We start from the raw sequence: 25,171 nt of genomic DNA, 5'->3' as shown, positions 1-25,171 counted from the left end.
AACCATGCAACAATGGATTGATGTTCACTCTCACTTGAATATGTTGGAAGAAGGCGTCGATGCCGCGATTCAAAATGCGAAGGCTGCGGGCGTTCGTCGTTTGATCACGATCGGGACCGAGCCTGGTGATTTTCAGACTGTTTTGGACATCGCACACAAATATTATCCTGAAGTGTATTGTACGTTGGGAGTTCACCCTCACGACGGCAAGGTGTACACGCCGGAAATTGGTAAATTTATTGAAGATCACGTGAGTGATCCAGTGGTTGTCGCCATCGGTGAAATCGGGCTTGATTATTACTACGATCAATCGCCGCGTGAAGAACAACGTGAGGCCTTCCGTGCCCAACTTGAAATTGCGAAACGCACAAAGATGCCTGTGCAAATTCATACTCGCGATGCTGATGAAGACACCGTTGAAATTTTAAAAGAGTTCAAAGGAGACGTCACCGGAATCATTCATTGTTTCACCGGCACAGAAATGCTAGCGCGCGAGTCTTTGGATCTGGGATTTAATATCTCTATCAGTGGTGTCGTGACTTTCAAAAATGCGGATTCACTTCGTGCCATTGTGAAGATGTTGCCGCTAGATCGTATTCACGTTGAAACAGATTCGCCATTCCTGGCTCCGATTCCGATGCGTGGGAAGAAAAATACTCCGGCATTTGTGGTGCACACTGCGAAGTTCGTTGCAGAACTTAAAGGCATCAGCGAAGAGCAATTGGCCGAGCAGACCAAGCTCAACGCTTTAAAAATGTTCCCTAAAATTCAGTGGTAGTGCGCTGTCTGCAATAATTCTTTTTCAGTCGATCTGATCCAGCCCGAAGCGGGGGCTACCTTTGTTGCTTGGGATTTTCCTGCGCAACTGCGAACTCCGTTGGGCAGCATCTCGCCCCATGAAGCGGAATTAACACCGACAATTTTCAGAGTGCCGTTTTTTTCCAGGAACTGCGGCCCTCCCGAATCGCCTTGGCATAAATGAGCACGTGTGTTCGGAGAGGTCCAATACCGATCCGCTAAATCATTGTAAGAGGTGATGCGCAGGGCCCCTCGATACAAAGTTCCCGTGGAGTCGCGAAGATCTTCGCCAGGGATACCGGTATAGTCTTTCGTGCGCCCATACCCATAGGCATAAACGGTTTCGTTGGAATAATTTGCGGTTGTATCCGTATCAATGGCCACCGGAGCAAATCCTGGAGGAATATTTCCCGAGAACAAGCCTATGGCCACGTCGTGGTCGTACAATCTCGTCGAATTATAAAGTGGATGTTGCTTAAAGGCGGTCCCATTCAGCATCAAGTGATTTCCCCACGAAGAATAGTGGCTTTCAAACAACACCCGAAATTTTGTGACGGGTCCAGCCACCCTTGGATCAAAACAGTGGCCAGCTGTCATAAGAGTGTGGGGCCCAATCAGGGCGGCCGAACAAAATGTGAGACTCTGGTCGAAGCGATTCAATAGTTCGATCAAAACAACGGACCGAGAAGCTGGCGTATCTCGATTGGTTTTCAGCTCACCGTTTAAAATTCCAGCAGACCCGTCAAGATTTTCCGACGAGTTAAATGAGTGAGGACTGCAAGCTGCAAGACCCAAGACCAAGGCGAAGAACATCGGAAATGAAAACGCGCGAATCACATCAACCTCCAAAGCGAGAACCATATCTTTCTTCGAGGGAAAAAGAGAATCACGGCCTGGGGGCGATTGCGAAAACACAAAAAAAATTTCCAAGGAGTCCTGAAGCATCTTGCGCTCTGGACGCAAGAGCTTTAACTTTAATTTAATGTTAAAAATCGCAGTCCAAGACGGAGAACGTTTTAATACCTTTAGCCATTTGGCAGCAGCACTGGGTGCCGCGTGCGGAGTTTGCCTATTGATGTTCTCGGCAGTGGCCAAGCACGACATGTCTCGCGTGATCACATGCTCGATTTATAGCATTTCAACAGTCGGCATTTATATTCTTTCAGTGCTTTATCACGCCTCGCATGGACCATCGAAAAGATTCTTTCAGCGTTTGGACTACATCGGAATTTATTTGAAGATCGCGGGGAATTATACTCCGTATATGATTTTGGCAATTCAGGGATTCCGTGGTTGGTCCGTGCTTTCAACCGTATGGACGTTAGCAGCGATTGGCATTTTCGTAGAATTATTTTTCAAACCTGAAAGTCGTCTTGTTCCAAATCTGATTTACCTGACGATGAGCTCAACGGTGATTCCGGTCTTGCATATCTTATTCGCGTCTGTGCCTCCATTTGGATTCGGGCTGATCATGGTGGGATTCTTGTCTTACGTGGTTGGGTTTTATTTCTTCTTGAATGATGAAAAGATCCCTCACGCCCACGGTATCTGGCACATGTTTGTTATTGGTGGAAGCCTTTGCCAATATCTTTGCCTTCTCATGTACGTCGTCTAGCTTTGAGGATGCCTCCTCTTTTCCATTGTCCCACCCCCTTCGGCGGTTCTTCTCGAACGGTCAAAATCTTGTGACTTTGGGGGCTTTGCTGTCTTTGAAAGTGACCTCTTTGGCTGCTCTGTCTAATTCTGAGACAGGGCACTTTGACCCTAAACTCTTATAAATTGAGAGTGGTCTCGAAAACCACCCGGCACGAAGTTTGGATTAGGCATTCCGGAGTCTTTTCATGGAGTGTTTGTGGAACGTCGCCGGCTCACGCTGTGCGCCTTCTATTTTCTTTGCTACGTCCATTCTTAACACCTGTGATGACAACGCACATGCTCGCTCGAGTAAAAAATCTCGAGGGCGATTTGCTACCAGTTAGGGTGGCATATCTTTTGGATTATGGGTTTTCGTTTTCAAATTATCTAGACACTTAAGGAGTCTATTATGAAGAAAAGAATGATCGTAGGTGCCTTGCTTGTAACGACTGTTGCGCAAACTGCCAGCGTTGCTCATGCTTCTAAAGCTGATATCGGAACAATCATCGGTGGTGTTATCGGTGGTCTTGCTGGTTCCAATATCGGTAAAGGTAACGGTAAAACAGCAGCTATTATCGTGGGCGCTGTTGCGGGTTCTTTGATTGGTAATAAAGTTGGCGCCAATATGGACGACAACGACCGTCGTGCCTTGGCGGATGCGCAAAATCGCGCTTTGACCGGTGGTCTTAACAGCAACTGCGATTGGGATGGCCGTTCTTACGGATCTCGCACGGGAGCTCGTGGTCGTATCACGACAACTCGTGAAGGTTACAATCAATACACAGGCGAATACTGCCGTGAATACCGCAGCATCATTTATCTTGATAATCGTACTGAGGACACTCGTGGAGTGGCTTGCACTCGTCCTGACGGTTCTTGGTATGAAACGCGAGAAACTCAAGTTCGTTGGGGTGGCAGAGACATGGGAATGGGAGGCGGTCGTCCAGCTCCTTACAATCCAGCTCCTATTCAACCACCGGCACCAGTTCGTCCGGTTCCACCTCCACCGCCAGTTTCTAACCGCGACGGCTCTGTTCAAGTTTCAAGCATCACACGTCGCTCCGGCGGTGAGTGGGTTCGCCTAACTTTGGCTCGCCCAGTTCACGTAGACCAACTCGAAGTTCGTGCGTTGTCGGCTGGTGTTAGAATTCATGCCGCAACGGTCTATACAGAGTCAGGTCGTCAAATTGATGTTCGTGAATACCGTGAAACTCCAACTTTCTATGCGGGCGACAAAGCCGTGTCTGAAGTGTTGAACTTGCGTGATCGTGTAACAACAATTGATATCAGCGTGGAGTCTATGGGCGGCAGTGCTGACATCTTAGTCACAGTTCTTTCTCGAGAGTACCCATCATTGAGCGTATCTCGCTACTAAGACCGATTAGCTCTCGGAATCGGCGTCAAAGCCTTGTAATTATAGCAAAGCCAGTCTAGGACACAGTGTCTAGACTGGCTTTTTTTTATCCAAAGCCTGATATTGGGTTCGTTTAAAATAAAGGAGCTTACCCATGGCAAAACTTCGTGTTGGTATTAATGGTTTTGGTCGTATCGGCCGTGTTCTTTTCCGCGCAGGTTTCGAACAATTTGATGTTGTCGGAATCAACTCTTTGGATAGCCTTGAAGGCAATGCGCACTTGTTGAAATACGATTCTGCCCATGGTCGTTTCGATGCTGATGTGAAAACTGACGGCGAAAACTTGATCGTGAACGGCAAAAAAATTCACGTAACTAAACACAAAAATCCAGCAGACATTCCTTGGAAAGACTGGGGAGTTGACTTGGTTCTTGAGTGCACAGGCGTCTTCAAAACTAAAGACGATTTCATGCAACACATTAAAGCCGGCGCGAAACGCGTTTTAGTTTCAGGCCCTGCTGAAAAAGGTGCCGACATCACAATGGTGTACGGTATCAACCACGAGGCCTATGATCCCGCTATTCACCACGTAGTTTCAAATGCATCTTGCACAACGAACTGCTTGGCTCCTTTGGCGAAAGTATTGAACGAAACATTCGGTATCGAACACGGTACAATGATGACTGTTCACTCTTACACAAATGACCAGAAAATCCTGGATGCTCCTCACAGTGACTTGCGTCGTGCACGTGCTGCAGCGGTTAGCATGATCCCGACAACAACAGGGGCGGCGAAAAACGTAGGCTTGGTCTTGCCAGAGCTGAAAGGTCGTATCGACGGTATCTCTGTACGTGTTCCAACTCCAAACGTGAGCTTGGTGGACTTCACATTCCAAGCGAAAACAGACGTGACGAAAGAAGCAGTCAATGCTGCTTTGATTAAAGCTTCCGAAGGCGCATTGAAAGGTGTCTTGGCTGTAGAAAAAGAGGAACTTGTCAGCGTTGACTTTAATGGCAACAAAAACTCTTCTATCGTAGACCTTGCAACAACAATGGTTGTTGGTCCTCGCATGGTGAAAGTTCTTTCTTGGTACGACAACGAAACAGGCTTCTCAAACCGCATGGTTGATGTCGCTCTTCATATGGCTAAGAAAGGTCTGTAAGAATGTCTTCCAACGGACTTAAAGGTATTAAGACAGTTCGCGATTTTGAACTTGAAGGAAAAGTGGTTTTCCTTCGTCTTGATTTGAACGTTCCAATGGAGAACGGCAAGATCACGGATGAAAATCGTATCACTGCCTCTTTGCCAACAATTCGTTACTGTATGGAAAAAGGTGCGAAGCTTGTTTTGGCTTCTCACTTAGGTCGCCCAAAATCTAAAGACGACAAAGAGTTCTCTCTTGAGCCCGTAGCGAAGCGTTTGCAAACTTTGTTGGACGCGGAAGTGATTCTGGTTGAAGAGCCAGATTCAGATGCTCCGGTTCATTTGCTTCCTTCCTTGAAAAAGAATCAATTGATCATGCTCGAAAACGTTCGTTATGAAGAGGGCGAGACAAAGGATTCTATCGAATTCGCACAAAAAATCGCCAACTACGCGCAAGTGTACATCAATGATGCGTTCGGTGCCTCACACCGTGCCCATGCGACGATCCATGCACTTCCTTCTGTGATGAAAGAGAAAGGTATTGGTTTCTTGATCGAAAAAGAAATCACAATGCTAGACTCGTTGTTGCAGAATCCAAAGCGTCCGTACATAGCGGTTATGGGCGGCTCCAAAGTTTCTGACAAAATCGCTGTCATCGAAAGATTGATGGACATCGTCGACGGTTTCGTCATCGGCGGTGCAATGGCTTATACATTCTTGAAGGGCCAAGGCAACGCAGTTGGAAACTCTTTGGTAGAAACTGACAAAGTTAAATACGCTAAAGAGATGATCGAACGTATTCAGGCTCGCGACAAAACGATCTTGCTTCCAGTAGATCACGTCGCTTCGAAAGCTTTTGGTGATGTGGCAAATGCCCACACAACTAAAGATGTGAATATTCCAGAAGGCGAGATGGGGCTTGATATCGGTCCTCAAACGATCCGAAATTATTCTGCGGCTTTGAAATCTGCTGGCACCATTTTCTGGAATGGCCCCATGGGCGTTTTCGAAAATCCGGCATTTGCAAAGGGAACTTTCGGTGTGGCTCAAGCTATCGCTGAAAGTGAAGCGATCAAGATCGTTGGTGGTGGTGATTCAGCAGCGGCAGCAGAGGCTTCCGGCTTTGCTGACAAGATGACTCACATCTCGACGGGTGGTGGTGCAAGTCTTGAATACCTTCAAGGTGATAAACTTCCAGGCCTTGAAATCCTGCGCACTCGCGTAAGATAAGATTTTTTAAAAGTTAAAACGAAAAAAGGCTGAGAGAAATCTCAGCCTTTTTTATTTGAAGTTGCATTAGCTAGCGCGGACCTTAGCCGCCCTAGCTCTGCCAGCATCCGCCGTCTAAACCGAAGCGATTTTGATAAATGAATCGACTTCCAAAGAAGCGCCACCAACTAAGAAGCCACTGACGTGAGGTTGCTTTATTAAAGTTTCTGCGTTGTCTGGTTTGACGCTGCCGCCATAAAGAATCGGGGCCGAGAAGCCCATCTTCGTCAGGATGTTTTGAACATCGGTGTGAGTCTCTGCCACTTGTTCAGGAGTCGCCACTTTGCCAGTGCCGATAGCCCATACCGGTTCGTAGGCGATCACGATGGGTTTTGTCTTATCTGCCTTTGAAAGTCCCAGTAATAATTGCGTTTCAAGGACACGGAAGGTGTGAGTGGCTTCACGCTCTTGCAAAGTTTCACCAATGCACAACATCGGTATTAAGCCTAAGTTTTGGACCGCTGCCACTTTGTCGGCGATCAATGCATCTGACTCGCCAAAAATTTGGCGACGTTCACTGTGACCGATTAAAATATATTTTCCACCAAGCTCTTTCACAACTTGTGCAGAGTTTTCGCCAGTAAAGGCACCTTGCATTTGCGAATAGCAGTTTTGTGCGCCGATATTGATATTAGAACCTTGAACCGTCTCAAGAGCCGCTTCCAATGAAATAGCAGAAGGGAAGAAGACTAACTGACCTGTGGCTTTTGATGAAACCTCTTTGAAAGCTTTGAAGAAAGCGCGTGTTTCAGCGGGAGTTTTAAAAAGCTTCCAGTTGGCAGCAAAAATCTTTTTCATAGTTCTTCCTTTGTGTGAGCCCAAAGCCTATCACTGCAGGTAAAGGAAGATCAAGGCTACGGAGCATTAGCTACGGGACTCGGAAGCACCTGTTCGAGATTTTTTAAAATTTCCGGTCCATCCGGAGTTTTTTGAGAAACCGCGATATGGGCTTGGAAAGCTTTGAAAAGATGACTTTTCAATTGAGGCTGGGGAGAGTCCTTTAGCCAGGTCTCCATCACAGGGCGATAGTTTAAAAAGACATCGGCGCGCCGGCTCTTTAAAAGATGCAAGGCCTGGTCGTTGTCTTTCACTTCAATGAAATTGAAATGATTCTTGGGATCGTGAATTTCGTCCGCCAAGCCACCGTAAGTGTAACCATAGAAAGTAATAAGACGATATTTTTTTAGCTCGCTCAAATCTTTCGCCATGATTTCTTGATTCATCGAATATGTCATCAATTCTAAACTCAGTACGGTCTTTCTTCCGATCAACGTGTTGCCTTTGAATTCTTTGTAGTGGGTGAGCCCAATCCAAATATCGACGTTGCCTGAGGCAAGCTCTGATTGCATGCGTTTAAAGGGGACGTGAATCATCTCAACCTCGTACCCGGCTTGTTCGGCGATCTTTTTGGCTTGATCGACAATAATGCCCCGGGGACCTTGAGGAGTTTCCTCCTGAAAGGGCGGAAAATCTGTATAGGCCATCCGCAATTTTCGTTTAGGCAATGAAGTGTCGATGGTCGTCGCAAATGTGGGAAGACCAAAATGAAATGAAGTCAAAACCAAGGCGATGAAAAATATTTTTCTCACCTGATTATTTCAGCATTAGAGTGGCAAGAAGGAAAGGATCTCTGCGTCTTCGATGAAGACAAACAGAGAGGGAACTTAGCCGTTCCCTGAGTCTTGTTCTTTGACTGCGTCCTTGACTGCGCGGATCACTTCACGGGCATCTGTTTTAGGTAGAGATTTTAAAGATTTCTCAAAAGCAGCGGGATCTCTTTTGTAAAGTGGCACAAGAACTTCACCTACTGCGGCACTTGGATCATTTTTTAAAGTAATTGACGACACTCGACCGATTTCACGAAGCAAATCATTTGAGGTCGATTTGTTTTTCATTGCGAAGTCGACAGCCTGCTGAACCTTTACAACCATATCTGCAAGATGTTCATTGCCCATTTTAGCATCTGCAGCAGAATATTTTTTAAAGTCACTGAGAATAGCGTCTTGTGTTTTGTATTCGGCAAACACCACTCCAGAAAAAAGCAGGGTGATGATCAAAAGACTGATTCTGATCATAAATCCTCCGGTGGAGTAATCATAACGCCAATAATTTTATAAGGCTTGCCAATTTTTTGCTTATACAAACCCTTAACAGATTGTTGAACGCTATTTTTAGATTCGTAGTCGCTGATGTAAGTCCCTTTGTCACCGTTATCAGTTTTGATTTCAATGTGACCAGCCTCTTTGCTTTCACCAGTGCTATAAACAATGATAGCACCCTTTGGAACGTCCGCAGGAGTTTTAATCAAGTCTTTGTATTTTGGATTATCGAGCAAATTCGTCATGCCCTGCGCTTTTAAGTCAGCAACGGCATCTTTCGCTCGACCGCCAGGAGGGTATCTATCGATGATACTTCCAGCAAGCATCGCATTTTTCACATAGCGATAGCAAAGCTTTCTGGATTTTGCGGACTTTGATTTTTTTGCAGCCTTAATCATATCTGCAACATTCTGGCTATTTGAATAGGCAGAAATATAAGGATCGTCTGCCCACAAATTGCCGGGATCGCGGGCTGGCTCGCGACCCGAAGTCACGGTGGCAACGTCTTTGATATCGCTTAAATTCTTATCTATCACTTCGCCATTCTTAGAGCAGGTTTTGCATACTTCGAGGAAGCCACCTTCAGTGAAGGTCTTATCGGTTGTCATGAACAAATTAGGGTCGATTTTTTTTTCTGCGGCACGAGCATCAACTTCTTTTTCAATCTGCTGGGTGCGCGCTTGAACTTCTTTTTTAGTTGGAAGTTTTGGATTTTGAACGATGCCTTCGGTAGACAAAGCGACGCCATCGCGTTTTGCTCTGCTTGTTAATGCTTCTTCCGGGTCTTGAATGTCTTCGCCAGCTTTATCCTGAAAGCTCAGCCAAGGATCTTTTTGTGAATAGTAAACCCACACTTCGTCATCTTTTTTGGCCGTTGTTTTTCCAAGGTTTTTGCTGACATTATTAATGCGAATACGAACGCCGTAAGATCCTGTGCGAGAAAGCTTGCGGGTTTCTAAAACGGTACCTTCAGTTCCTTCTGGAATTAAAGACGTGATGTTCTTCGCATTTTTTCTAAAATCAACAGACGAGTGACCGTACAAATTTCCTTCAAGGATGACAGTTTGAAGTTCCTGAGGAATATCAGCGAGGGCAAAGCTTGGAAGCAGTGCCAGGACAATCAGAATACGTAGAATGCGACTGAATAAACTCAAATTGATACTCCTAATAGTCTTGTCGGTGTTTATGAGTAAAATCTAAGGCTAGCCGAGAAAATCCCGGCTTTGGTCCTAAGTGGGCAAAAGGCCTCCTTTTTGTGTCTTTCGCGAAAAGTCATTAGACAGATTCATTCGTAAATTCAATAACTTAAATTGAGACGGCGTCTTGCTGATGAATGGTGATCCCTCTATGATAAGTGAAAGCGAAGGGAAGAATATGAACGTTAAAACACACTTCCGCGTTTGCCACATTTGTGGTGCGACTAATTCCTTAGAAGGCAAACTTGTGACGACTTGCGAATGCTGTGGAAAGCATCTTGCGCCGTTTTATTTTTTCGACGAGAGTAGGGCCATGGGGCTCACCAATTCAAGTAATTACTCCACCACGGCGGAGACCGTGCTGCCCCATAAAGAGTACCCGCCCGTGTGGGGGTTAACAGTATATTGGGAGTCCTGACTTCAATGAAAGTTTCCTTAGAAGATATCAAAAATGCTCGCAAGTTATTAGACGGTGTTATGTGTTCGACAGAGATGAGTCACTCGATAAGTGCGAGCAAGCTTCTGGGAAGCGAAGTCTATTTTAAATTCGAAAATACTCAGCGCACGGGCAGTTTCAAGTTCCGTGGTGCTTACAATAAAATTTCAAATCTAACAGCCGAAGAAAAAGCCCGCGGAGTGGTTGCAAGCTCTGCAGGAAATCACGCACAAGGCGTGGCTCTTTCAGCCTCTTTGGCCGGAGTGAAAGCCACCATCGTGATGCCCGAAAACTGCTCAATCAGTAAGGCCAGTGCGACTCGTTCGTATGGTGCTGACGTTGTGCTCAAAGGTGAAATCTATGATGAGGCCTATGAGTACGCTCAAAGCCTGGAAAAAAATCATGGCTATACATTCGTACATCCTTATCAAGATCCTTACGTCATAGCTGGTCAGGGGACTATTGGTCTCGAGATTCTGGAAAAAGTTCCTGATCTTGATTGTGTGATTGTTCCTATCGGTGGTGGAGGATTGATCAGTGGTATCTCTTTGGCGGTGAAGGCGATCAATCCAAAATGTCGCGTGATCGGTGTGCAAAGTGATCGTTCGCCAGGAATGGCGAACCTTTACAACAAACAACCCGCAGAAGCACAAAAGAAAAGAGCCGCAACAATCGCAGACGGTATCGCGATTAAAAACCCATCGCCAGTGATGTACGAAAGCTTTATCTCGAAGTACGTGGACCAAGTTGTTACAGTCAGTGATGACGAAATCGCTGAAGCCATCGTGTTCTTGATGGAGCGAACTAAAACCGTAGCCGAAGGTTCTGGTGCCGCAGCCTTGGCAGCAGCTATGCACCATGGTCTCAGTCTCGGGAAAAAATGCTGCATCATTATCAGCGGCGGTAACATCGACTTGAATATCATCAGCAAAATCATCGATCGCGGTCAAATCCTACGCGGTCGCCTTTGTGAGTTGTCTGTGATCGTGGATGACCTTCCGGGAAACTTAAGTCGTCTGACCCAAGTGATTGCGACTGAAAAGGCCAACGTTCTTGAAGTGAAACACGATCGTGTATCGCAAGGACTTGCTCTTCGTGAAACTCGCATCGACTTCACTTTGGAAACATCAAGTATCGAACACGTTGAACGCATCAAGCGTGCTTTGGAAGCTATCGGCGCTAAAATTATTTAAGTTCGTTTGTTCATAGTGCGGGGGAATGAAAGGATAGAGGCATGGTTCCCTCTTCCTATCCCACGCTACGCGAGGCACGCCTTCGTGGCTCTGTTGCCGCCGCATCTGCGATGCGGTTCGCGCATCCATGCCCCGGCAAAGGCCTCGCTTCGGTGAGATAGGAAGAGGGAACCATGCCTCTATCCTTTCGTTCACATCTTTGAATAAAAATAAAAAATCAGTGCATTCCTAGAATCAAAGGTTGTCGTTCTATTCCTCACACCCATATCCCCACCAACTTCGAATCCACGATCGAAGTGGGGTCTTTCTACAAGGCAGGGGTAGGCTTTTATATTTATCCCCGTCGAAGAGCGGCCTTTGCCGGCGCCACGATGGCGCGCACCACGACGAAGTCGTGCTGGCAACCGAGCCCGGAAGGCGTGCCGATCGAAGCACGGGGATAAATATAAAAGCCTACCCCTGCCTTGCAGGAAGGCCCCCGCAGATTCGAAGACTCGCAATTGAAAGATAACTACAGGAAGTGGCACACGATTTGGACTCTGGTTAGAGTACTTGCTCGAAGAAATATAAGATCCAATACGGAGCTTTTTAAGAGGATCCCTCGTGACTAATGAGGGCCTCTGTCGAAGTTCTAAACACTTTTACGAGGTGGTCCCATGAAGAAGACAGTTCTAATCTCAGGTTTGACGGTGGCGATGCTTGCAGGTTGTGGCGAACTTAAAAAAGTCGATGACATGCATGACGACACTCAAAAGATGGCCGAGACCACGGGCAAGATGAGTAAAACCACGTCGCAAATGAACGATACGACGGGACAAATGAATAAGACAACGGCAGAGATGAATCAAACCACTGCCGAAATGAACAACAAGATGCAGACCTTGCAGGATAAAATGCAGGCTTTGAAAAATACGATGGACGAGTTGTACGATACTCTTCGCCAGGGGAATGCGGCACAACTTCGTCGTGATGGTTACAAAGCTATTCTTGAAGCTCCGACACTCTATAAGAAAGTATCTGAAGCTTATAAGTACTTTATGGCTTTTGAATTCCAACTTTGGAATGCACAAGGGCAGGACTTGGATGAAGGGGCTCGTCAAAAGCTAGGTCAACAGGCGGCTCAAGAGTTCTATATGGAAATTGAAGGCCTTGGACCTCGTGACAAAAGCATCAGTGTGACAGCGCAACCAGATCCTAAAGATATTTCTTCAAAAGAAAATCGTTTGGCTTCTTTCAATGCGATGGCGGCAGGCATGCATCAAATCAATCGCAAAGAAAATCGCGCTCAAGCAATGACAAAAGATTTGAAGACAATGAGCATGTACACAATGACTCAAGAAGCCTTGATGGCATCTCACGATCAAGAGCAAACGGGTTACATTCGTGAGATTCAAGCTCATGAAGATAAAGCGATACAACTTATTCAAACTCGTATCAGCATGTTCCCATTGATCTTTATTGATGCGGTTGCAAGACTTGGCGAGATGAATAAAATCGAGCAAGCAAAAATGGCTTATGTCGGTTGGGATTTTGAAATCGATAAATACAGCGCCACTCAACTTGAGTATTTGCAAACTGAAGTGATTGGTCAGGCTTTAGAAGCGAAAGCATTCTTAAAGAAGATCGGCATCAAACCTGTGATGGACAGCACAGTTCTTCACCTTCTTAAAAACATGAAAGTGAAGAATACGAAAACGAATCAAACGCCTGCGATGGCTGCTTCCCAAACTAAGTTGTTGGGAATGATCGCAGATCTGCAAAAAGACTAGAACTCGACACGACGAACAAAGTGGCAAGTGTAACCACCAGGATTTTTCACAAGATAATCCTGGTGGTAGTCTTCCGCTTTCCAGAAGTCACCGGCCTTATCGATGATCGTGGCGGCTGGTTTTCCCCAGGCACCGGATTTATCAACCCGCTCTTTCACTTTTTCAGCCGTGGCTTTTTGAGCCTCTGACGTATAGAAAATTTCACTGCGATATTGAGTTCCAATATCGTTGCCTTGGCGATTCGCCGTTGTCGGATCATGAATTTTAAAAAAGAAAAGAAGAAGCTGTTCGTAAGTAAGTTGCTTTGGATCAAAGACAATCTTCACCGTTTCCGCATGACCTGTGTGGCCCTTCTTGACGTCGTTGTAAGTGGCGTTTTTAAGTTCGCCACCCATATAACCCACATCAACGTCTTCGATACCTGGAAGCTTGCGAATAAGATCTTCCATTCCCCAAAAACATCCGCCAGCTAAATATGCAGTTTCCGAAGCCACAAACACCCCCAAGGTCGGTTGCACTCCGACTTCGCCGGAGCAGCTTGTGGCTATAATATCAGATTACTCGGCTTTGCCAAAGCCTCCACCACTGCCAGAGCAGAGTGTTAGCACGTCGCCTTTAGCAATCAATTGTGTTCCAAGTACTGGAAGGACCTTTGTAGAGCCATTAGATTCCAAGGACACCTCACAAGGATCACCGTGAGAGCAATTTTTAGAAATACGCGGTTTGTGCAGAGTCAAATCCGATAACCAAGTGGCATGGATGTCTTCAAGAGCTTCTACTTTAAAGATTAAACCACGACCGCCATTGTGTTTACCTTTACCACCCAAAGAGTGGCGGAGATCCGCGCGGATCACTTTCAGTGGAAGTTCACGCTCGATTTTTTCGATAGACAAAGATTCAATGGTCGCGCAGGCGCCATCTTTCGTTGCTTTCGCACCTTGACCGCCGCTCAATTTGAAAACGACTTGTGAAGATTGATTTTGCAATTGCACAGACAGAGGACTGTATGACGAAAGTGCTTTTTCACGTTTCGTATGGATGTGGGTTAAGGCCAATTCAATGGCTGCTTGCAATGCTGCAACCCCCGAATTCATACCTTTTAAAGTTGAAGCCGGATATTTCGCCATCAACCAGCAACCCGCAGGTTTCGTCACCTGCAATGTCGAGAAGGTCCCGCTGTTCGCGTATTGAGTGAAACCGTAATAACGACTGATCGTGTGGAAGCACGTCCCGAAAGCAGCTGATTCAGTCAAATGAATCGTTTTTGCACTCGAAGTACCACCGAAGTCCATACGAATACGGCCTTCATGAATTTCCAAATTCAGGCGAAGCAATTCGCCACTATCTAAAACGATATCAACACGAGTTTCACCCGAAGCATTTTCGGAAATTCTTTGTGTCGCCAAATTCCTAGAAAGCTCGAGGTAGTCTTCAATCAATTCAGCGGTGATATCAAATCCAGTGGCCTCGAGAGTCTCAAACAGACGTTGAGTTTTCAAAGTCATCTCAGCAAACTGAGCTTTGATCCAATCGGCAAAATGGGGAGGACATGCTGGATGCGCCTGCATCGCCGACAGGATCACATCATTCACTTTCCCATGTTGACGAAGGGGAGTCGGTGGAATACGCAAACCCTCTTCCTCGACGGACTTGCCACTTTTTATGGATTTCATCATTGGACGACGAGAAACCCACAAAAGATCTTCAGAGATCGCCATGACAAAAGTCATCTCGTCCAGAGTGCTACCGCCACTGTAAGGATCATTCAAAATAGCGATATCGCCCTCTTGAAGTTTTAAATATTTGCCGACAACTCCCGCGGCAGCGGAAAGTGTACCGTAAGTCGCTGGATGTTCACCGCGAACCGCAAGAACTTCGCCTTCAATAGTTAGAAGGGCTGATTCACCTTGAAGAAAGTCATTAAGTAAAGAATGAAAAAGCTCGATTTGATAAGACATGAAATCAACCTTTCAACAAGGATTGGCCCAGCATCGCCAATGCATGAGATTGTGCAAACTCATCCGCCTCAACAGAAGCCTTTGAATCTTTTTTGAAACCATTGCCGAAAAGCTCTGCCAGAGGGCCTGTGACCAAGATCTCTTTGTTTTCACGGAACATTAAAGACTCCATGGCAACTTTTTGAATTGCAAGACTTTGCAATTCTTTTGCAACGCCCGGAAGTTCTTTTTCACGGGCGCGACTGATTTTAGAAAGTGCAAACATTGAGTTTTTAAATTTTTGAACACCTGCGGGCATAATGCGATCTTGCAGGCCGTCTGTTTTAGCAAGTTTTGGATTTTCAGCCCATAAGTCGATCAATGTCGCTTTCTGACCGCGCCCCAAGAACATCGGACCTGGTTCCCAACCTTCAGTGTTCGAGTTGAAATCGAAGCGCTGGAAGTCATTCAAGGAGATTTCTAACGTCGGTTGAATCGCAAGTTCGCGGAAAGCAATGTGTTTATTTTCGACAGAACCCCAAGGACCATTCCACTGCGCTTTCCAAGTCTTAGAAGAAATCAAAACGAAGCTTTCGAGGCCCAGATAAAGCACGTCACGTTCTGCTTTTTTCTGAGTCAAAGCCAATGCCGAGTAAGCGGAGGCTAAACTGCTGACGGCATTGCTTTCAATATTTTGAACGAATTCACCCTGAGAGTTCAGATAGTGGATGTCTTTAGAATCAACCGCACCTTGAAGAGCATCGGTGATGTCCTTTTTCAAATCGCTAAATAAACCTGCAACCGTGGCATTCAAAGAGTTTTTGCGCCATCTCGAAACTTCATCACCATTATCTGTTCTTTCGGGAGTAAAAACTTCGAAGCCTTTTTCAATCAAATAATTCTTCGCAGCCGTTTCATGGGAAGGATTGATGGAGGCATGTAAAAGATGAAGAGCTACTTTTTTGGTTTGTACCATCTCCAATTTTGCAGCGATGGCCTCGAGCTCTTCCATGGACAATGGAGTGGAAACTGTTCCATCGGCCTGCACGCGTTCACGTAAAGAAAACTTAAGGTCTGTGGTCGTTAGGCTCGTGTATTCGCATTTATGCAAATCCAACCAGTTCTCGAAACCCTCGGTCGTAATGTGAGCCACAGCGCCATTTAAGTGGTAGTCCAATAATTTTTCAGATACTCGCAGGCTAACGGCGGCCTTTTGGATTTTTTTATCACTATGACCTGATATAAACTGCTGAAGGGAGTTCTTTAGGTTCTCTCTAGACAGATAGGCTCTTTTTGTAGCGATGACTTGAGTACCCTCTAAAAGACAGTACTCTGCGAAGGATTCGCCGACACTAACGCCTAACAAGAAACGATTTTGCATTTTTAAACGCTCTCTATACCTTATGAATTCGCTTTGGCGAACTCCACGTTGACCGCCAGTACGCCGTAATTTTTGTCACAGCGTGCTGGGTGTACATGACATTATTTTACATCGCCAGGATTCAACATCCTAGTGGTTGATAAAATGAACGTTACAATGTACGAAAAGACGAACAGATATAGCAAAAAGATGCCTTGAAGAAAAGGATTGTTACGTGAAGATTTCTCCTGAAATTCTTAATTTGATTCCGTATAAGCCAGGAAAACCCATCTCTGAAACTCAACGTGAGTACGGATTGAGCAAGGTCTACAAGCTTGCAAGTAATGAAAATCCTTTAGGTCCTAGCCCGAAAGCAGTGGATGCTGTGAAGAAGGCTCTCGATCATCAGAATCTATATCCGGATCCATCTCATTATGAATTGCTGCACACGATCTCGAAATTATGGGGATTTCCTACCCAACAATTGGCTATTGGCAACGGGAGTGATGAACTCATTGATCTGTTAACTCGCATTTTCTGTGAACCCAAGGAAGGAGTTTTGACTTCCGTAGCAGCATTCAATGCATATGAGGTGAGTGCCCAGGCCAATCGTGCTGTCATTCGCAAGGTGCCTCTTTTGACGAACTATGCCTTTGATATGAAAGGTATTGCGGATTATTTCTTTGCACACCCTGAAGAAAACATTCGCCTGATCTTTATTTCAAATCCGAATAATCCTACAGGAACTCACGCGACAAAAGCGGAGGTGGAAGAGTTCTTGGCGCGTCTTGGAAATCGCGATGACGTGATGATCGTTTTTGACGAAGCTTATAATGAATTCGTGCGCGCTGAAGATTATGTGTCTGCGCAAAATTATTTAGGTAAATACAAGAACTTGATCGTTCTTCGCACGTTCTCAAAAATTTACGGTTTGGCGGGATTTCGTGTTGGCTGCATGATCGCTCCGCCTGAGGTTGTTGAAGTTTTTAACCGCGTGCGCAAACCGTTCAATGTCAACGATTTAGCGCAGGTCGCTGCAAATGCGGCTCTGCAAGATAAAGAATTTATTGAGCGTTCGCAGCAGATTTGCTGGAAAGGACTTGATTACTTCTACAAGAAATTAGAAGAATTAGGCCTGCCATACATTCCATCCCAGGGAAATTTTGTCATGTTTGACACCCTTCGTGACGCCGCCAAGGTGAATGAAGCTTTGCTACGTCGTGGGATTATTATGCGCCCGATTTTGAACTACGGTTTCAAAACACACATGCGCATAAGTGTAGGCTTAGAGCACGAAAACGAAGCGGCAATGGCTGCTTTGGCAGAAGTGCTTAAAGAAATTCCTCTGTATAATAAGCAGTAGAAGTAGACAGGAAGATATGATGGGAATGGTTGTTACGATTGATGGTCCAGCGGCTTCAGGGAAGTCTTCAGTAAGTCGCGAGCTTGCCCGTCGTTTGGGTTGGAAGTGGGTTTCCACTGGTGCCTTCTATCGTGGCCTTGCCTATGCGGCTCTTCAATTGGATGTGGATCTTGATGACGTGAAGACGTTGGCAGAGCTTACACACAATCCAGTATGGAATGTCAGTTTGGAATCTGAACGCACAAAAGTCTTCTTCAAAGATCAAGATGTGACAGATCAAATTGCCCACGAAGACGTCGGTAATTTCGCAAGCCGTATCAGTCATTATCCAGAAGTGCGCAAAGCTCTTTTGGATGCGCAAAGAAACTGCAGCAGTGGTCCCGATGGACTCGTGGCTGAAGGTCGTGACTGCGGAACTGTGGTCTTCCCGACAGCCGAAGCAAAGGTTTATCTTACAGCCTCCAGCGAACATCGAGCCGCACGCCGTGCGACTGAGTTGGGTCTTGATCAAGGTGAAATGGTGAAGGCGCAAAAGCAACGTGACCTTCAAGACTCTACTCGTAAAGTGGCCCCGATGGCCATCCCAGACAACGCATTCGTCATCGATTCAACAGAGCTGAATTTGTCTGAGGTTGTCGACAAGATCGAAGCTTACGTTCACTCTAAAATCGATAACTAGTTCTGTTCTTTTCAGGGCTGTCTATTATCTAGTCAGGCGGTCCTTTCCCTAAATCCATATATTCGCTTATACCGGGCACAGAGTTTGTAAAGTTCCAGGGGGTTGACGTATTTTCCCTGGAGTCCTCGGTGCTTAAAAACATTCTTATTCTGACAACTGCGATGCTTTCTTTGGTTTCAACGGCTCAAGCTGTTGAACAAGTGGTGGTGGCGTGCCGTGGTTCTGCCTTTGCAGATATGACGGGCAGCGAGACTTATCATATTACCTTATCTGATAACGGCGACTTGGCGGTTCGTCCCGTTTCAAAAACATCTTCCGGCGTGTTGCTCTCTTCCGAGACTCAGCAGGTTTTACAAAACGATGGTGAAGCTCTGAATATTATTTCTGCAAGAAAACGTATGGGCATGGTACTCGCTCGTCAAACAATCGAAGTTGATTATCGCACCGGCAAAGGCAAAGCCATCGATGTTCAGATGATGGACGTGGTGAAAAATAAAACCATCTATCTCGACTGGTGCAATCGCTAGAGCTTGAAGAAACTTCAGAGCGTCTAATTGCTTTGTTGGCGAAACTTTCGTCAGAAGAAAATAATCGTAATTTTACCTAGAGCCGTGACTCTAAAATCTTTGTGAATCCTTACAAATTTAAATTATTTAGAAAATCCTCTTGGGTTTATAAAAATGACGAGGTAAGAACCTCGCCATGAAATCAATCATTCGCTTTTTCTTTCGCAATGTCGTTGTCGCTTTTTTCATATTGATCGCTTCTGAAGGAATTCTTCCTTCAACAGTGCAAGCTGCTCCTGCAGTGACAGCCGCCGCGATTCAACCTTATCAAATGACTTTGGGCACAGGGCGTGTGGTGTACTTCGAAATGGCGAAGCCGACACGCGCGGGCTATCCTACATTTTTGTTATTGCCCGGTGTAAACCGCGCGTTCCTTTTGTCTGAGCCAGGCCCGCAAGCTTTGATTGCGAAAGGTTATGGCGTTGTCGGTATGAACTTCAGCGTTCAGCCGTTTTCTGTGAATGCGTTGCCGGCGGGTGAAGTTCCATTCTTTATGAGTGCAAGCCCTTCACTTCAAGATTTTGCAAATGAAGTGGCGCAACTTGCAAAAACTCTTCAGACGCAATTTCAAACAGGTGTTGTGATTCCAGTTTCTCTTTCCTACACGGGGGCGGTGTCGCCGTTGTTGAAGGATTTCCCGTTAGTGATTGAAACGGTGCCGATGACTTCTTCAGCGGCTGAAAATCCGCAACTTGAAGCGTATCGCCAAAGTTTGAAAGCCGGCGAGTTGTGGAATCCTATTTTTGGTCCAGGCATCACACGCTCTCTCTTGGATACGGCTTATCGTTCTGAATGGGAAAAACAAGTATCTAGCATGGCCGAGCAATTTAAATTCTCTGAAGACCGTCACTCGCAAATGGTTGAAGGTTACACGACTTTATCTCGCGCCGTTGAGGGCTTCGAATGGGATTTGTCTGCTTTGCCTAAAAATGTAAATCGCGTTTTCATTTTCGCAGAGAACGAAAGCAAGAGTTTACTGACTCATCAGGTGGCGACTTTTGAAACTCTTTACGACAAAGATGCGAAGGCCTTGTTGTTCGTAGTGAAAAACTCGGGTCATGTGATTCCGTCGGACCAGCCAGAAGCTTATGCAAGTATTTTGGATTTGGTTGCTCAGGGAAAAACAAAAGCCCTGGGCGGTGTTGTGGAGGTGGATTCAGCTTCACGCAAATCACGCACGTTCACGGGCGCACAGGTTCATACTTACCTTCAGTCTTTGATCGACGCTGATCAGAACTAGATCGGTTTACACTCGTCGGAGTAGCGCCTCTGTTTTCTAACCTCTGATGGGGTCCTGCGAAATGAGAGGTCGCTCAAAGCCCCGGCTGGAGCCTATTTAGTGTCTTCCATCGTGCTCGGGGGAGAGCCCCTTCAAATCAAATATGTTCGAGATGGCGGGGGCGAAATGTCCTCTCACAGAGTTCCGCAAATTCGCTTGCGCGAAAAGCCTAACGACCCGCGCAAAACCTTTGACTTTCACTGCCTTAGCTCGCTAAACCATTGGTTCGCCTGAAGTGCGAAGAAAGGTACGGGTAAGACCCAAGGTCAGCTGCATCTGCAGTTGCCCACGATAGAGGTTTTACTACGTGGAGGTTTTTAAAAAACGATATGACAAAACAATTGAACAAGGCTGAACTTGAAAAACAGAAAGTGCTAGCTTTCTTGGATGCAGAAGACTCTAAAGTTGCTGCGAATCCTGGCATCTATGGTGCTACAAAATCTGATAAAGGCGAATTCGATTCTCTATTCGAAGCGTCCATGAAAGAGCAAGATTTCAAAGTCGGCGACGTTGTTACTGGTACTGTAGTAGAAGTTCAATCTGACTATGTTCTAGTAGACATCAACTACAAATCTGAAGGCTTGATCGCTATCAATGAATTCCGCATCGTAGACGGCGTTCGTGATGTGAAAGCTGGAGATAAAGTAGAAGTTCTTATCGACCGTATCGAAAACGAAAACGGTATGATCGTTCTTTCTAAAGATAAAGCAGACATGCTTCGCGCATGGACTGACATTTCTAAAGCAGCAGAGAACGAAGAAGTTATCGAAGGTACTGTTGTTGCTAAAGTTAAAGGCGGCTTGAGCGTTGATATCGGCGTTAAAGCATTCTTGCCTGGATCTCAAATTGATCTTCGTCCGGTTCGCAACATGGACGTTTACTTGGGCAAAAAGTTCAAATTCAAAGTTATCAAATTCAACAAGAAACGTGGCAACATCGTTCTTTCTCGCCGCGCGCTTCTTGAAGAAGAACGCGACAGTTTGCGTTCACAAACTCTTGACACTATGGCTGAAGGTTCAGTTGTTACTGGTGTTGTTAAAAACATCACTGACTACGGTGCATTCATCGATCTTGGTGGCATGGACGGTTTGTTGCACATCACTGACATGTCATGGGGCCGTGTAAAACACCCTTCTGAAATGTTGAACGTTGGTGACGAAATCCAAGTTAAAGTTCTTAAGTATGATAAAGAAAAAGAACGCGTATCTTTGGGCATGAAACAGTTGCACAACGATCCTTGGGAATCTGTTAAGGCTTCTTACCCTCCAGGCACTAAGCTTAAAGGTAAAGTTGTTTCATTGGCAGAATACGGTGCATTCGTTGAGCTTGGCGAAGGTATCGAAGGTTTGATCCACGTTTCTGAAATGTCTTGGACTAAACGCGTGAAACACCCTTCTCAAGTCGTAAATGTTGGTGACGAAGTTGAAGTTGTTGTACTTGAAGTAGACACTGAAAACCGTCGCATCAGCTTGGGTATGAAACAGCTTCAACAAAATCCTTGGATCGAGTTGAAAGAATCATACGCTCCAGGAACTATCATTGAAGGTGAAGTTAAATCTGTAACTGACTTCGGTATCTTCATCGGCATCGAAGAAGGCATCGATGGTTTGGTTCACATCTCTGACTTCTCTTGGACTAAACGTGTAAATCATCCAAATGAACTTTACACTAAAGGCCAAAAAGTACGTGCGGTTGTTCTAGGTGTTGATATCGAGAACGAAAGATTCTCTTTGGGTATCAAACAACTTGAATCTGACCCATGGGCTAATATCGAAAACAAATACGCTATCGGTACACAACACGACGTTAAAGTAACTAAAACAGCTGATTTTGGTGCTTTCGTTGAGCTTGAATCTGATATCGAAGGTTTGATCCACATTTCTGAACTTACAACTGACAAAATCGGTTCAGTTGAAGAGTTCATTAAACCAGGTCAATCAATCAAAGCTGAAGTTATCTCTATCGACAAAGACGCTCGTAAGATCGGTTTGTCTGCAAAACTAGTGAAACTTCGCGAAGCAAAAGCTGATGTTGACGATTACGTTAAAAAAGCGACTGCAACTTCTAAGTCTACTTTCGGTGACTTGTTTGCAGATCAACTTAAAGGCGTAAAGACTGACAAAGCTTAGTTGCTGAACAATCGAGCTGCGCCGCGGCTCGATTGACTGTTTAGTCGTTAAGAGGGACCCTAGTTGGGTCCCTTTTTTTATTTGTGCTTCATGGTGGAAGCTAAAGAGGGACGTTTCAACATGATGTGTGAGGCAGTCCATGAAAAACGGCGGCGGCAGTTTCTTTAAAAAACTTCTTATTATCTTCTTAGTGTTTGTCGGCATCGGCGCACTTCTTAAAATGGGCGGCGATTTCTTCGGTGAATCCGAAAGAAAAGTCACAGCGAAAAATACCATCCTTCATTTGGATATGAATGGTGTGATCCTTAACGGTAAGAAATTCCTTAAAAATCTAAAAAAGTATCGTGATAATGACCGTGTAAAAGCAATCGTGATCAATATCAACTCTCCGGGTGGGGCGGTTGGTCCTTCTCAAGAAATTTATCACGAAATCAGAAAAGTCCGCGATGAGCTGAAGAAGCCGGTAATTTGTGTGACGACAGGTGTGATGGCCAGCGGAGCTTACTATTCAGCAGTAGCTTGTGACAAAATCGTTGTGGCTCCTGGCGCTCTTGTAGGTTCTATCGGCGTGATCATGGAATTCGCAAATCTTGAAAAACTTTATGATTGGGCAAAAGTATCTCGCTATTCGATCACTTCTGGAAAATTCAAAGACTCGGGTGCTGAGTATCGTGGCATGCGCGATGATGAGAAAGCTTTATTCCAAAGCATGATCAACGAAGTTTACGGTCAATTCAAAAGCACTGTGATGAAAGAACGTAAACTCAAAGAAGAAGTGATGAACGAATACGCTGATGGTCGTGTATTCACTGGAACTTCTGCCGTGAAGTTGGGTTTCGCGGATCAAGAGGGTTTCTTTGACGACGCTGTGAAGTTGGCGGCTGATGTTGCGAAGCTTGGCAACAACTATGAAGTCTTCGAAGTGCCGAAGAAGAAGATGAGTATCTTAGATTTCGGCGACAAAGAATCTGACGATGATATCAATTCATTGGCTGAATACGCGGATCTTCTAAAAGGTAAAGCGACGGGCGCCGGCATGAATATGGAAGGTGCGATGAAGTATCTTCTTCGAGCGCAATACTTGAATCAACCGTTGTACATGATGCCTGGATATTGGGACTAAGAATGAAAAAGCTTTTAGTTCTTCTGTCTTTATTCGCAGCAGTTCCAGCCGTAGCTTCTGAACAGTCTCCGCGTGTTCCTGAAAAGTGGAGTGATATAACAGATGCTGGAATTTACTATCTGACTCAAGTGTTGCCGATCGACGAAAAAGTGTCTTTCCCTGAGGGAACGAAATTTGATTTCATGGAAGTGACTGGCGGCGGCGGCTTGGTGCCTGTGATGTTCTTTGAATTAAGAGCAAAGCAATGTGCAAATCCTGAAGCGACTTCTGAAATCTTGTTGATGAATCCGACAGGTGGCAAGGGTGAAGAGATCGGCGTGGAGCTTCACAAGAATTGCGAAATTTTATTCTATGTCGAAGACACTCTTGTAGGACTTCCAAGTATTTTCACCAGCAGCGCGGAGTAATCATGGCAGCGAAAAAAACTGCAGGGAAGTCTTCTGCTAAAAAGACTTCCCCGAAGTCATCGAAAGCAAAATCGCAATCTGCAAAAGTTGCGAAGTCTGCATCTAAGGCCATAGCAATTCCTCACGGTGAAATTCACATTGGCAAAGATATTTGGCCCATGGAGCGTGATGTTTTAATTCGTCCCGATCGCATGAAGTACGTGCGCAAGCTGATCAAATCTGAAGGCTGTGTTTTTTGTACTGCCTCGAAGGGTGGAATTTCGTTTGAGACTTTGTGCGTTTATCAAACGAAGCATGCCATGGTTGTTCTTAATAAATTCCCATACAATAGCGGGCATGTTTTAGTTTTGCCTCGCCGTCATTGTGGAGATTTGCTCGCATTGAGTGATGCTGAACATATGGATGTGCAGAATACGATTCGCCTAACGATGAAAGGTCTTAAAGAGATCTATGAGCCAGGTGGATTTAATGTCGGTTTAAATCATGGCTCAGTGGCAGGCGCGGGTATCCCTGAACATTTGCATTATCACATCATCCCGAGATGGTCCGGGGACTTAAATTTCTTTCCGTTGATCGCTGAGACAAAGGTCTTGGTTGAAAGTCTTGAACAGACTTACGAGAAGATATTGGGGTATTTTAAGAAGATATGAATAGAAACGTAAGTTTTGCGACAGCACCGCTTACTCCTGCAGTGAAGTGGTTGCTTATCATCAATGTGGCCGTGTGGTTCCTTCTTCAAGTTTTGATGGAAGGTTTTATGCACGTGCCGTTCACATCGTTGTTCGGTCTTTATCCCGGCAAAGTCATTTTTGATTTTCAGATTTGGCAGTTGGTGACCTATATGTTCCTGCACTCGTTGCAGGTGACACATATTTTGTTCAATATGCTGATGCTATGGTTCTTCGGTGCCGAGCTTGAACAAAGATGGGGAACAAAGTTCTTCCTGATCTATTATTTCTCGTGTGGAATTGGCGCCGCGATTTTGTATTGCGTCGGCATTTGGATTTGGGCTTTGGCGACAGGTTCGCAAACGGGTTTGATCGTTCCAGTGATCGGAGCTTCGGGTGCGATCTTTGGTTTGTTGCTTGCTCAGGGAATCTTGTTCGGTGAAAGAATCGTCTATTTCTTTATGCTCTTCCCAATGAAGACAAAATGGTTTGTCGCAGTGATGGGCTTGATTCAATTGGCTTCATTGATGACGTCCGGTGTGAGTGGCGGTGAGGTTGCTTACCTTGCGCACTTGGGTGGTATCGTGTCTGGCTTTATCTGCTTGCAGGTCAAAGGCTTTATGACCCGGCAGGATTGGAAGAAAAAGGCCAAGAATAAGGGGCGCAATCTAAGATTGGTTGTCGACAACGAGAAGAAATCCGACAAGCCACCGAAATACTGGAACTGATGGCCGCGGCGGATCCCGGCAGATCAGAAGTGCCGGAGAC

Annotated in this window: 24 protein-coding genes; 16 read left to right on the top strand and 8 right to left on the bottom strand. The window is 45.5% G+C overall.

All coding sequences use genetic code 11. From position 1 onward, the window contains the following. Window positions 1-4: 4 nt before the first annotated feature. Window positions 5-778: a TatD family hydrolase gene (locus VF412_RS12150; protein WP_331339516.1), complete on the top strand. Its 774-nt coding sequence runs from the start codon at window positions 5-7 to the stop codon at window positions 776-778. On the opposite strand, the gene VF412_RS12145 is transcribed toward VF412_RS12150, so the two are convergent. Continuing rightward, window positions 769-1,659: a S1 family peptidase gene (locus VF412_RS12145; RefSeq protein WP_331339515.1), complete on the bottom strand. Its 891-nt coding sequence runs from the start codon at window positions 1,657-1,659 to the stop codon at window positions 769-771. The two genes, VF412_RS12150 and VF412_RS12145, sit on opposite strands and share 10 nt — an antisense overlap. A 121-nt stretch (window positions 1,660-1,780) precedes the next feature. Between VF412_RS12145 and trhA the strand changes: the two genes are divergently transcribed. The 4 genes from trhA (at window position 1,781) to VF412_RS12125 (ending at window position 6,160) form a co-directional block, all read left to right on the top strand. Then, window positions 1,781-2,413 (top strand): PAQR family membrane homeostasis protein TrhA, encoded by a 633-nt coding sequence (gene trhA / locus VF412_RS12140; protein WP_331339514.1) that lies wholly within the window; start codon window positions 1,781-1,783, stop codon window positions 2,411-2,413. A gap of 429 nt (window positions 2,414-2,842) precedes the next feature. After that, window positions 2,843-3,808 (top strand): beta-sandwich domain-containing protein, encoded by a 966-nt coding sequence (locus tag VF412_RS12135; protein ID WP_331339513.1) that lies wholly within the window; start codon window positions 2,843-2,845, stop codon window positions 3,806-3,808. 133 nt (window positions 3,809-3,941) lie between these two features. Then, window positions 3,942-4,949, top strand: coding sequence for a type I glyceraldehyde-3-phosphate dehydrogenase (gene gap / locus VF412_RS12130; RefSeq protein WP_331339512.1), 1,008 nt, complete (start codon window positions 3,942-3,944; stop codon window positions 4,947-4,949). Between the two features lie 2 nt (window positions 4,950-4,951). After that, complete coding sequence (locus tag VF412_RS12125) at window positions 4,952-6,160, top strand: phosphoglycerate kinase (RefSeq protein ID WP_331339511.1); 1,209 nt, start codon at window positions 4,952-4,954, stop codon at window positions 6,158-6,160. 114 nt (window positions 6,161-6,274) lie between these two features. On the opposite strand, the gene tpiA is transcribed toward VF412_RS12125, so the two are convergent. From tpiA to VF412_RS12105, 4 genes are all read right to left on the bottom strand, one after another. Then, window positions 6,275-6,997: a triose-phosphate isomerase gene (gene tpiA, locus VF412_RS12120; protein WP_331339510.1), complete on the bottom strand. Its 723-nt coding sequence runs from the start codon at window positions 6,995-6,997 to the stop codon at window positions 6,275-6,277. Window positions 6,998-7,053: 56 nt separating this feature from the next. Beyond that, window positions 7,054-7,788 (bottom strand): substrate-binding periplasmic protein, encoded by a 735-nt coding sequence (locus VF412_RS12115; RefSeq protein ID WP_331339509.1) that lies wholly within the window; start codon window positions 7,786-7,788, stop codon window positions 7,054-7,056. A gap of 75 nt (window positions 7,789-7,863) precedes the next feature. Beyond that, window positions 7,864-8,274, bottom strand: a complete 411-nt coding sequence (locus VF412_RS12110) for a hypothetical protein (protein ID WP_331339508.1) — start codon at window positions 8,272-8,274, stop codon at window positions 7,864-7,866. After that, on the bottom strand, window positions 8,271-9,452 hold the full coding sequence (locus tag VF412_RS12105; RefSeq protein ID WP_331339507.1) for a hypothetical protein: 1,182 nt from the start codon (window positions 9,450-9,452) through the stop codon (window positions 8,271-8,273). Before VF412_RS12105 ends, VF412_RS12110 begins: the two co-directional genes overlap by 4 nt. A 465-nt stretch (window positions 9,453-9,917) precedes the next feature. Between VF412_RS12105 and ilvA the strand changes: the two genes are divergently transcribed. Further along, on the top strand, window positions 9,918-11,123 hold the full coding sequence (gene ilvA, locus VF412_RS12100) for a threonine ammonia-lyase (protein ID WP_331339506.1): 1,206 nt from the start codon (window positions 9,918-9,920) through the stop codon (window positions 11,121-11,123). Window positions 11,124-11,779: 656 nt separating this feature from the next. After that, window positions 11,780-12,892 (top strand): DUF948 domain-containing protein, encoded by a 1,113-nt coding sequence (locus tag VF412_RS12095; RefSeq protein WP_331339505.1) that lies wholly within the window; start codon window positions 11,780-11,782, stop codon window positions 12,890-12,892. Here the strand turns inward: VF412_RS12095 and msrA are convergent. The 3 genes from msrA to VF412_RS12080 all read right to left on the bottom strand — a co-directional run bounded on the left by msrA (window position 12,889) and on the right by VF412_RS12080 (window position 16,210). After that, a complete protein-coding gene (gene msrA / locus VF412_RS12090) occupies window positions 12,889-13,386 on the bottom strand; it encodes a peptide-methionine (S)-S-oxide reductase MsrA (protein WP_331339504.1) in 498 nt (165 codons plus the stop codon). The genes VF412_RS12095 and msrA overlap by 4 nt on opposite strands. Before the next feature lie 63 nt (window positions 13,387-13,449). Beyond that, window positions 13,450-14,850, bottom strand: coding sequence for a hydantoinase B/oxoprolinase family protein (locus VF412_RS12085; protein WP_331339503.1), 1,401 nt, complete (start codon window positions 14,848-14,850; stop codon window positions 13,450-13,452). Between the two features lie 4 nt (window positions 14,851-14,854). After that, the gene (locus VF412_RS12080; protein WP_331339502.1) at window positions 14,855-16,210 is read right to left on the bottom strand and encodes a hydantoinase/oxoprolinase N-terminal domain-containing protein; all 1,356 of its coding nucleotides are present in this window, start codon (window positions 16,208-16,210) and stop codon (window positions 14,855-14,857) included. A gap of 214 nt (window positions 16,211-16,424) precedes the next feature. Here VF412_RS12080 and hisC point away from each other — a divergent pair, with 214 nt between their 5' ends. From hisC to VF412_RS12035, 9 genes are all read left to right on the top strand, one after another. Then, window positions 16,425-17,552: a histidinol-phosphate transaminase gene (hisC, locus tag VF412_RS12075; protein WP_331339501.1), complete on the top strand. Its 1,128-nt coding sequence runs from the start codon at window positions 16,425-16,427 to the stop codon at window positions 17,550-17,552. Between the two features lie 16 nt (window positions 17,553-17,568). Continuing rightward, a complete protein-coding gene (gene cmk, locus VF412_RS12070) occupies window positions 17,569-18,231 on the top strand; it encodes a (d)CMP kinase (RefSeq protein ID WP_331339500.1) in 663 nt (220 codons plus the stop codon). Window positions 18,232-18,359: 128 nt separating this feature from the next. After that, entirely contained in the window at window positions 18,360-18,758 is a 399-nt protein-coding gene (locus VF412_RS12065; protein ID WP_331339499.1) for a hypothetical protein, read from the top strand. Between the two features lie 175 nt (window positions 18,759-18,933). Then, window positions 18,934-20,037 carry a hypothetical protein gene (locus VF412_RS12060; protein WP_331339498.1) on the top strand — a complete coding sequence of 368 codons (1,104 nt, stop codon included), beginning with the start codon at window positions 18,934-18,936 and terminating at the stop codon, window positions 20,035-20,037. Between the two features lie 368 nt (window positions 20,038-20,405). Continuing rightward, entirely contained in the window at window positions 20,406-22,205 is a 1,800-nt protein-coding gene (locus tag VF412_RS12055; protein ID WP_331339497.1) for a 30S ribosomal protein S1, read from the top strand. A gap of 139 nt (window positions 22,206-22,344) precedes the next feature. Beyond that, on the top strand, window positions 22,345-23,328 hold the full coding sequence (sppA, locus tag VF412_RS12050) for a signal peptide peptidase SppA (protein WP_331339496.1): 984 nt from the start codon (window positions 22,345-22,347) through the stop codon (window positions 23,326-23,328). 2 nt (window positions 23,329-23,330) lie between these two features. After that, window positions 23,331-23,735 carry a hypothetical protein gene (locus tag VF412_RS12045; RefSeq protein ID WP_331339495.1) on the top strand — a complete coding sequence of 135 codons (405 nt, stop codon included), beginning with the start codon at window positions 23,331-23,333 and terminating at the stop codon, window positions 23,733-23,735. Window positions 23,736-23,737: 2 nt separating this feature from the next. Then, a complete protein-coding gene (locus VF412_RS12040) occupies window positions 23,738-24,385 on the top strand; it encodes an HIT domain-containing protein (RefSeq protein ID WP_331339494.1) in 648 nt (215 codons plus the stop codon). Further along, the gene (locus VF412_RS12035) at window positions 24,382-25,131 is read left to right on the top strand and encodes a rhomboid family intramembrane serine protease (protein ID WP_331339493.1); all 750 of its coding nucleotides are present in this window, start codon (window positions 24,382-24,384) and stop codon (window positions 25,129-25,131) included. The genes VF412_RS12040 and VF412_RS12035 overlap by 4 nt, the downstream gene beginning before the upstream one ends. Window positions 25,132-25,171: the final 40 nt, after the last annotated feature.

This window comes from Bdellovibrio sp. (assembly GCF_036384735.1).
Taxonomy (GTDB): domain Bacteria; phylum Bdellovibrionota; class Bdellovibrionia; order Bdellovibrionales; family Bdellovibrionaceae; genus Bdellovibrio.
Note: the sequence above shows the minus strand (reverse complement) of the source record. Positions and strands in the feature narration are given on the sequence as shown.

Coding starts and splice junctions, on each gene's coding strand:
- VF412_RS12150 (WP_331339516.1), top strand. CDS start 5: ATGCAACAATGGATTGATGTTCACTCTCACTTGAATATGTTGGAAGAA.
- VF412_RS12145 (WP_331339515.1), bottom strand. CDS start 1,659: ATGGTTCTCGCTTTGGAGGTTGATGTGATTCGCGCGTTTTCATTTCCG.
- trhA (WP_331339514.1), top strand. CDS start 1,781: ATGTTAAAAATCGCAGTCCAAGACGGAGAACGTTTTAATACCTTTAGC.
- VF412_RS12135 (WP_331339513.1), top strand. CDS start 2,843: ATGAAGAAAAGAATGATCGTAGGTGCCTTGCTTGTAACGACTGTTGCG.
- gap (WP_331339512.1), top strand. CDS start 3,942: ATGGCAAAACTTCGTGTTGGTATTAATGGTTTTGGTCGTATCGGCCGT.
- VF412_RS12125 (WP_331339511.1), top strand. CDS start 4,952: ATGTCTTCCAACGGACTTAAAGGTATTAAGACAGTTCGCGATTTTGAA.
- tpiA (WP_331339510.1), bottom strand. CDS start 6,997: ATGAAAAAGATTTTTGCTGCCAACTGGAAGCTTTTTAAAACTCCCGCT.
- VF412_RS12110 (WP_331339508.1), bottom strand. CDS start 8,274: ATGATCAGAATCAGTCTTTTGATCATCACCCTGCTTTTTTCTGGAGTG.
- ilvA (WP_331339506.1), top strand. CDS start 9,918: ATGAAAGTTTCCTTAGAAGATATCAAAAATGCTCGCAAGTTATTAGAC.
- VF412_RS12095 (WP_331339505.1), top strand. CDS start 11,780: ATGAAGAAGACAGTTCTAATCTCAGGTTTGACGGTGGCGATGCTTGCA.
- VF412_RS12085 (WP_331339503.1), bottom strand. CDS start 14,850: ATGTCTTATCAAATCGAGCTTTTTCATTCTTTACTTAATGACTTTCTT.
- VF412_RS12080 (WP_331339502.1), bottom strand. CDS start 16,210: ATGCAAAATCGTTTCTTGTTAGGCGTTAGTGTCGGCGAATCCTTCGCA.
- cmk (WP_331339500.1), top strand. CDS start 17,569: ATGATGGGAATGGTTGTTACGATTGATGGTCCAGCGGCTTCAGGGAAG.
- VF412_RS12060 (WP_331339498.1), top strand. CDS start 18,934: ATGAAATCAATCATTCGCTTTTTCTTTCGCAATGTCGTTGTCGCTTTT.
- VF412_RS12055 (WP_331339497.1), top strand. CDS start 20,406: ATGACAAAACAATTGAACAAGGCTGAACTTGAAAAACAGAAAGTGCTA.
- sppA (WP_331339496.1), top strand. CDS start 22,345: ATGAAAAACGGCGGCGGCAGTTTCTTTAAAAAACTTCTTATTATCTTC.
- VF412_RS12045 (WP_331339495.1), top strand. CDS start 23,331: ATGAAAAAGCTTTTAGTTCTTCTGTCTTTATTCGCAGCAGTTCCAGCC.
- VF412_RS12040 (WP_331339494.1), top strand. CDS start 23,738: ATGGCAGCGAAAAAAACTGCAGGGAAGTCTTCTGCTAAAAAGACTTCC.
- VF412_RS12035 (WP_331339493.1), top strand. CDS start 24,382: ATGAATAGAAACGTAAGTTTTGCGACAGCACCGCTTACTCCTGCAGTG.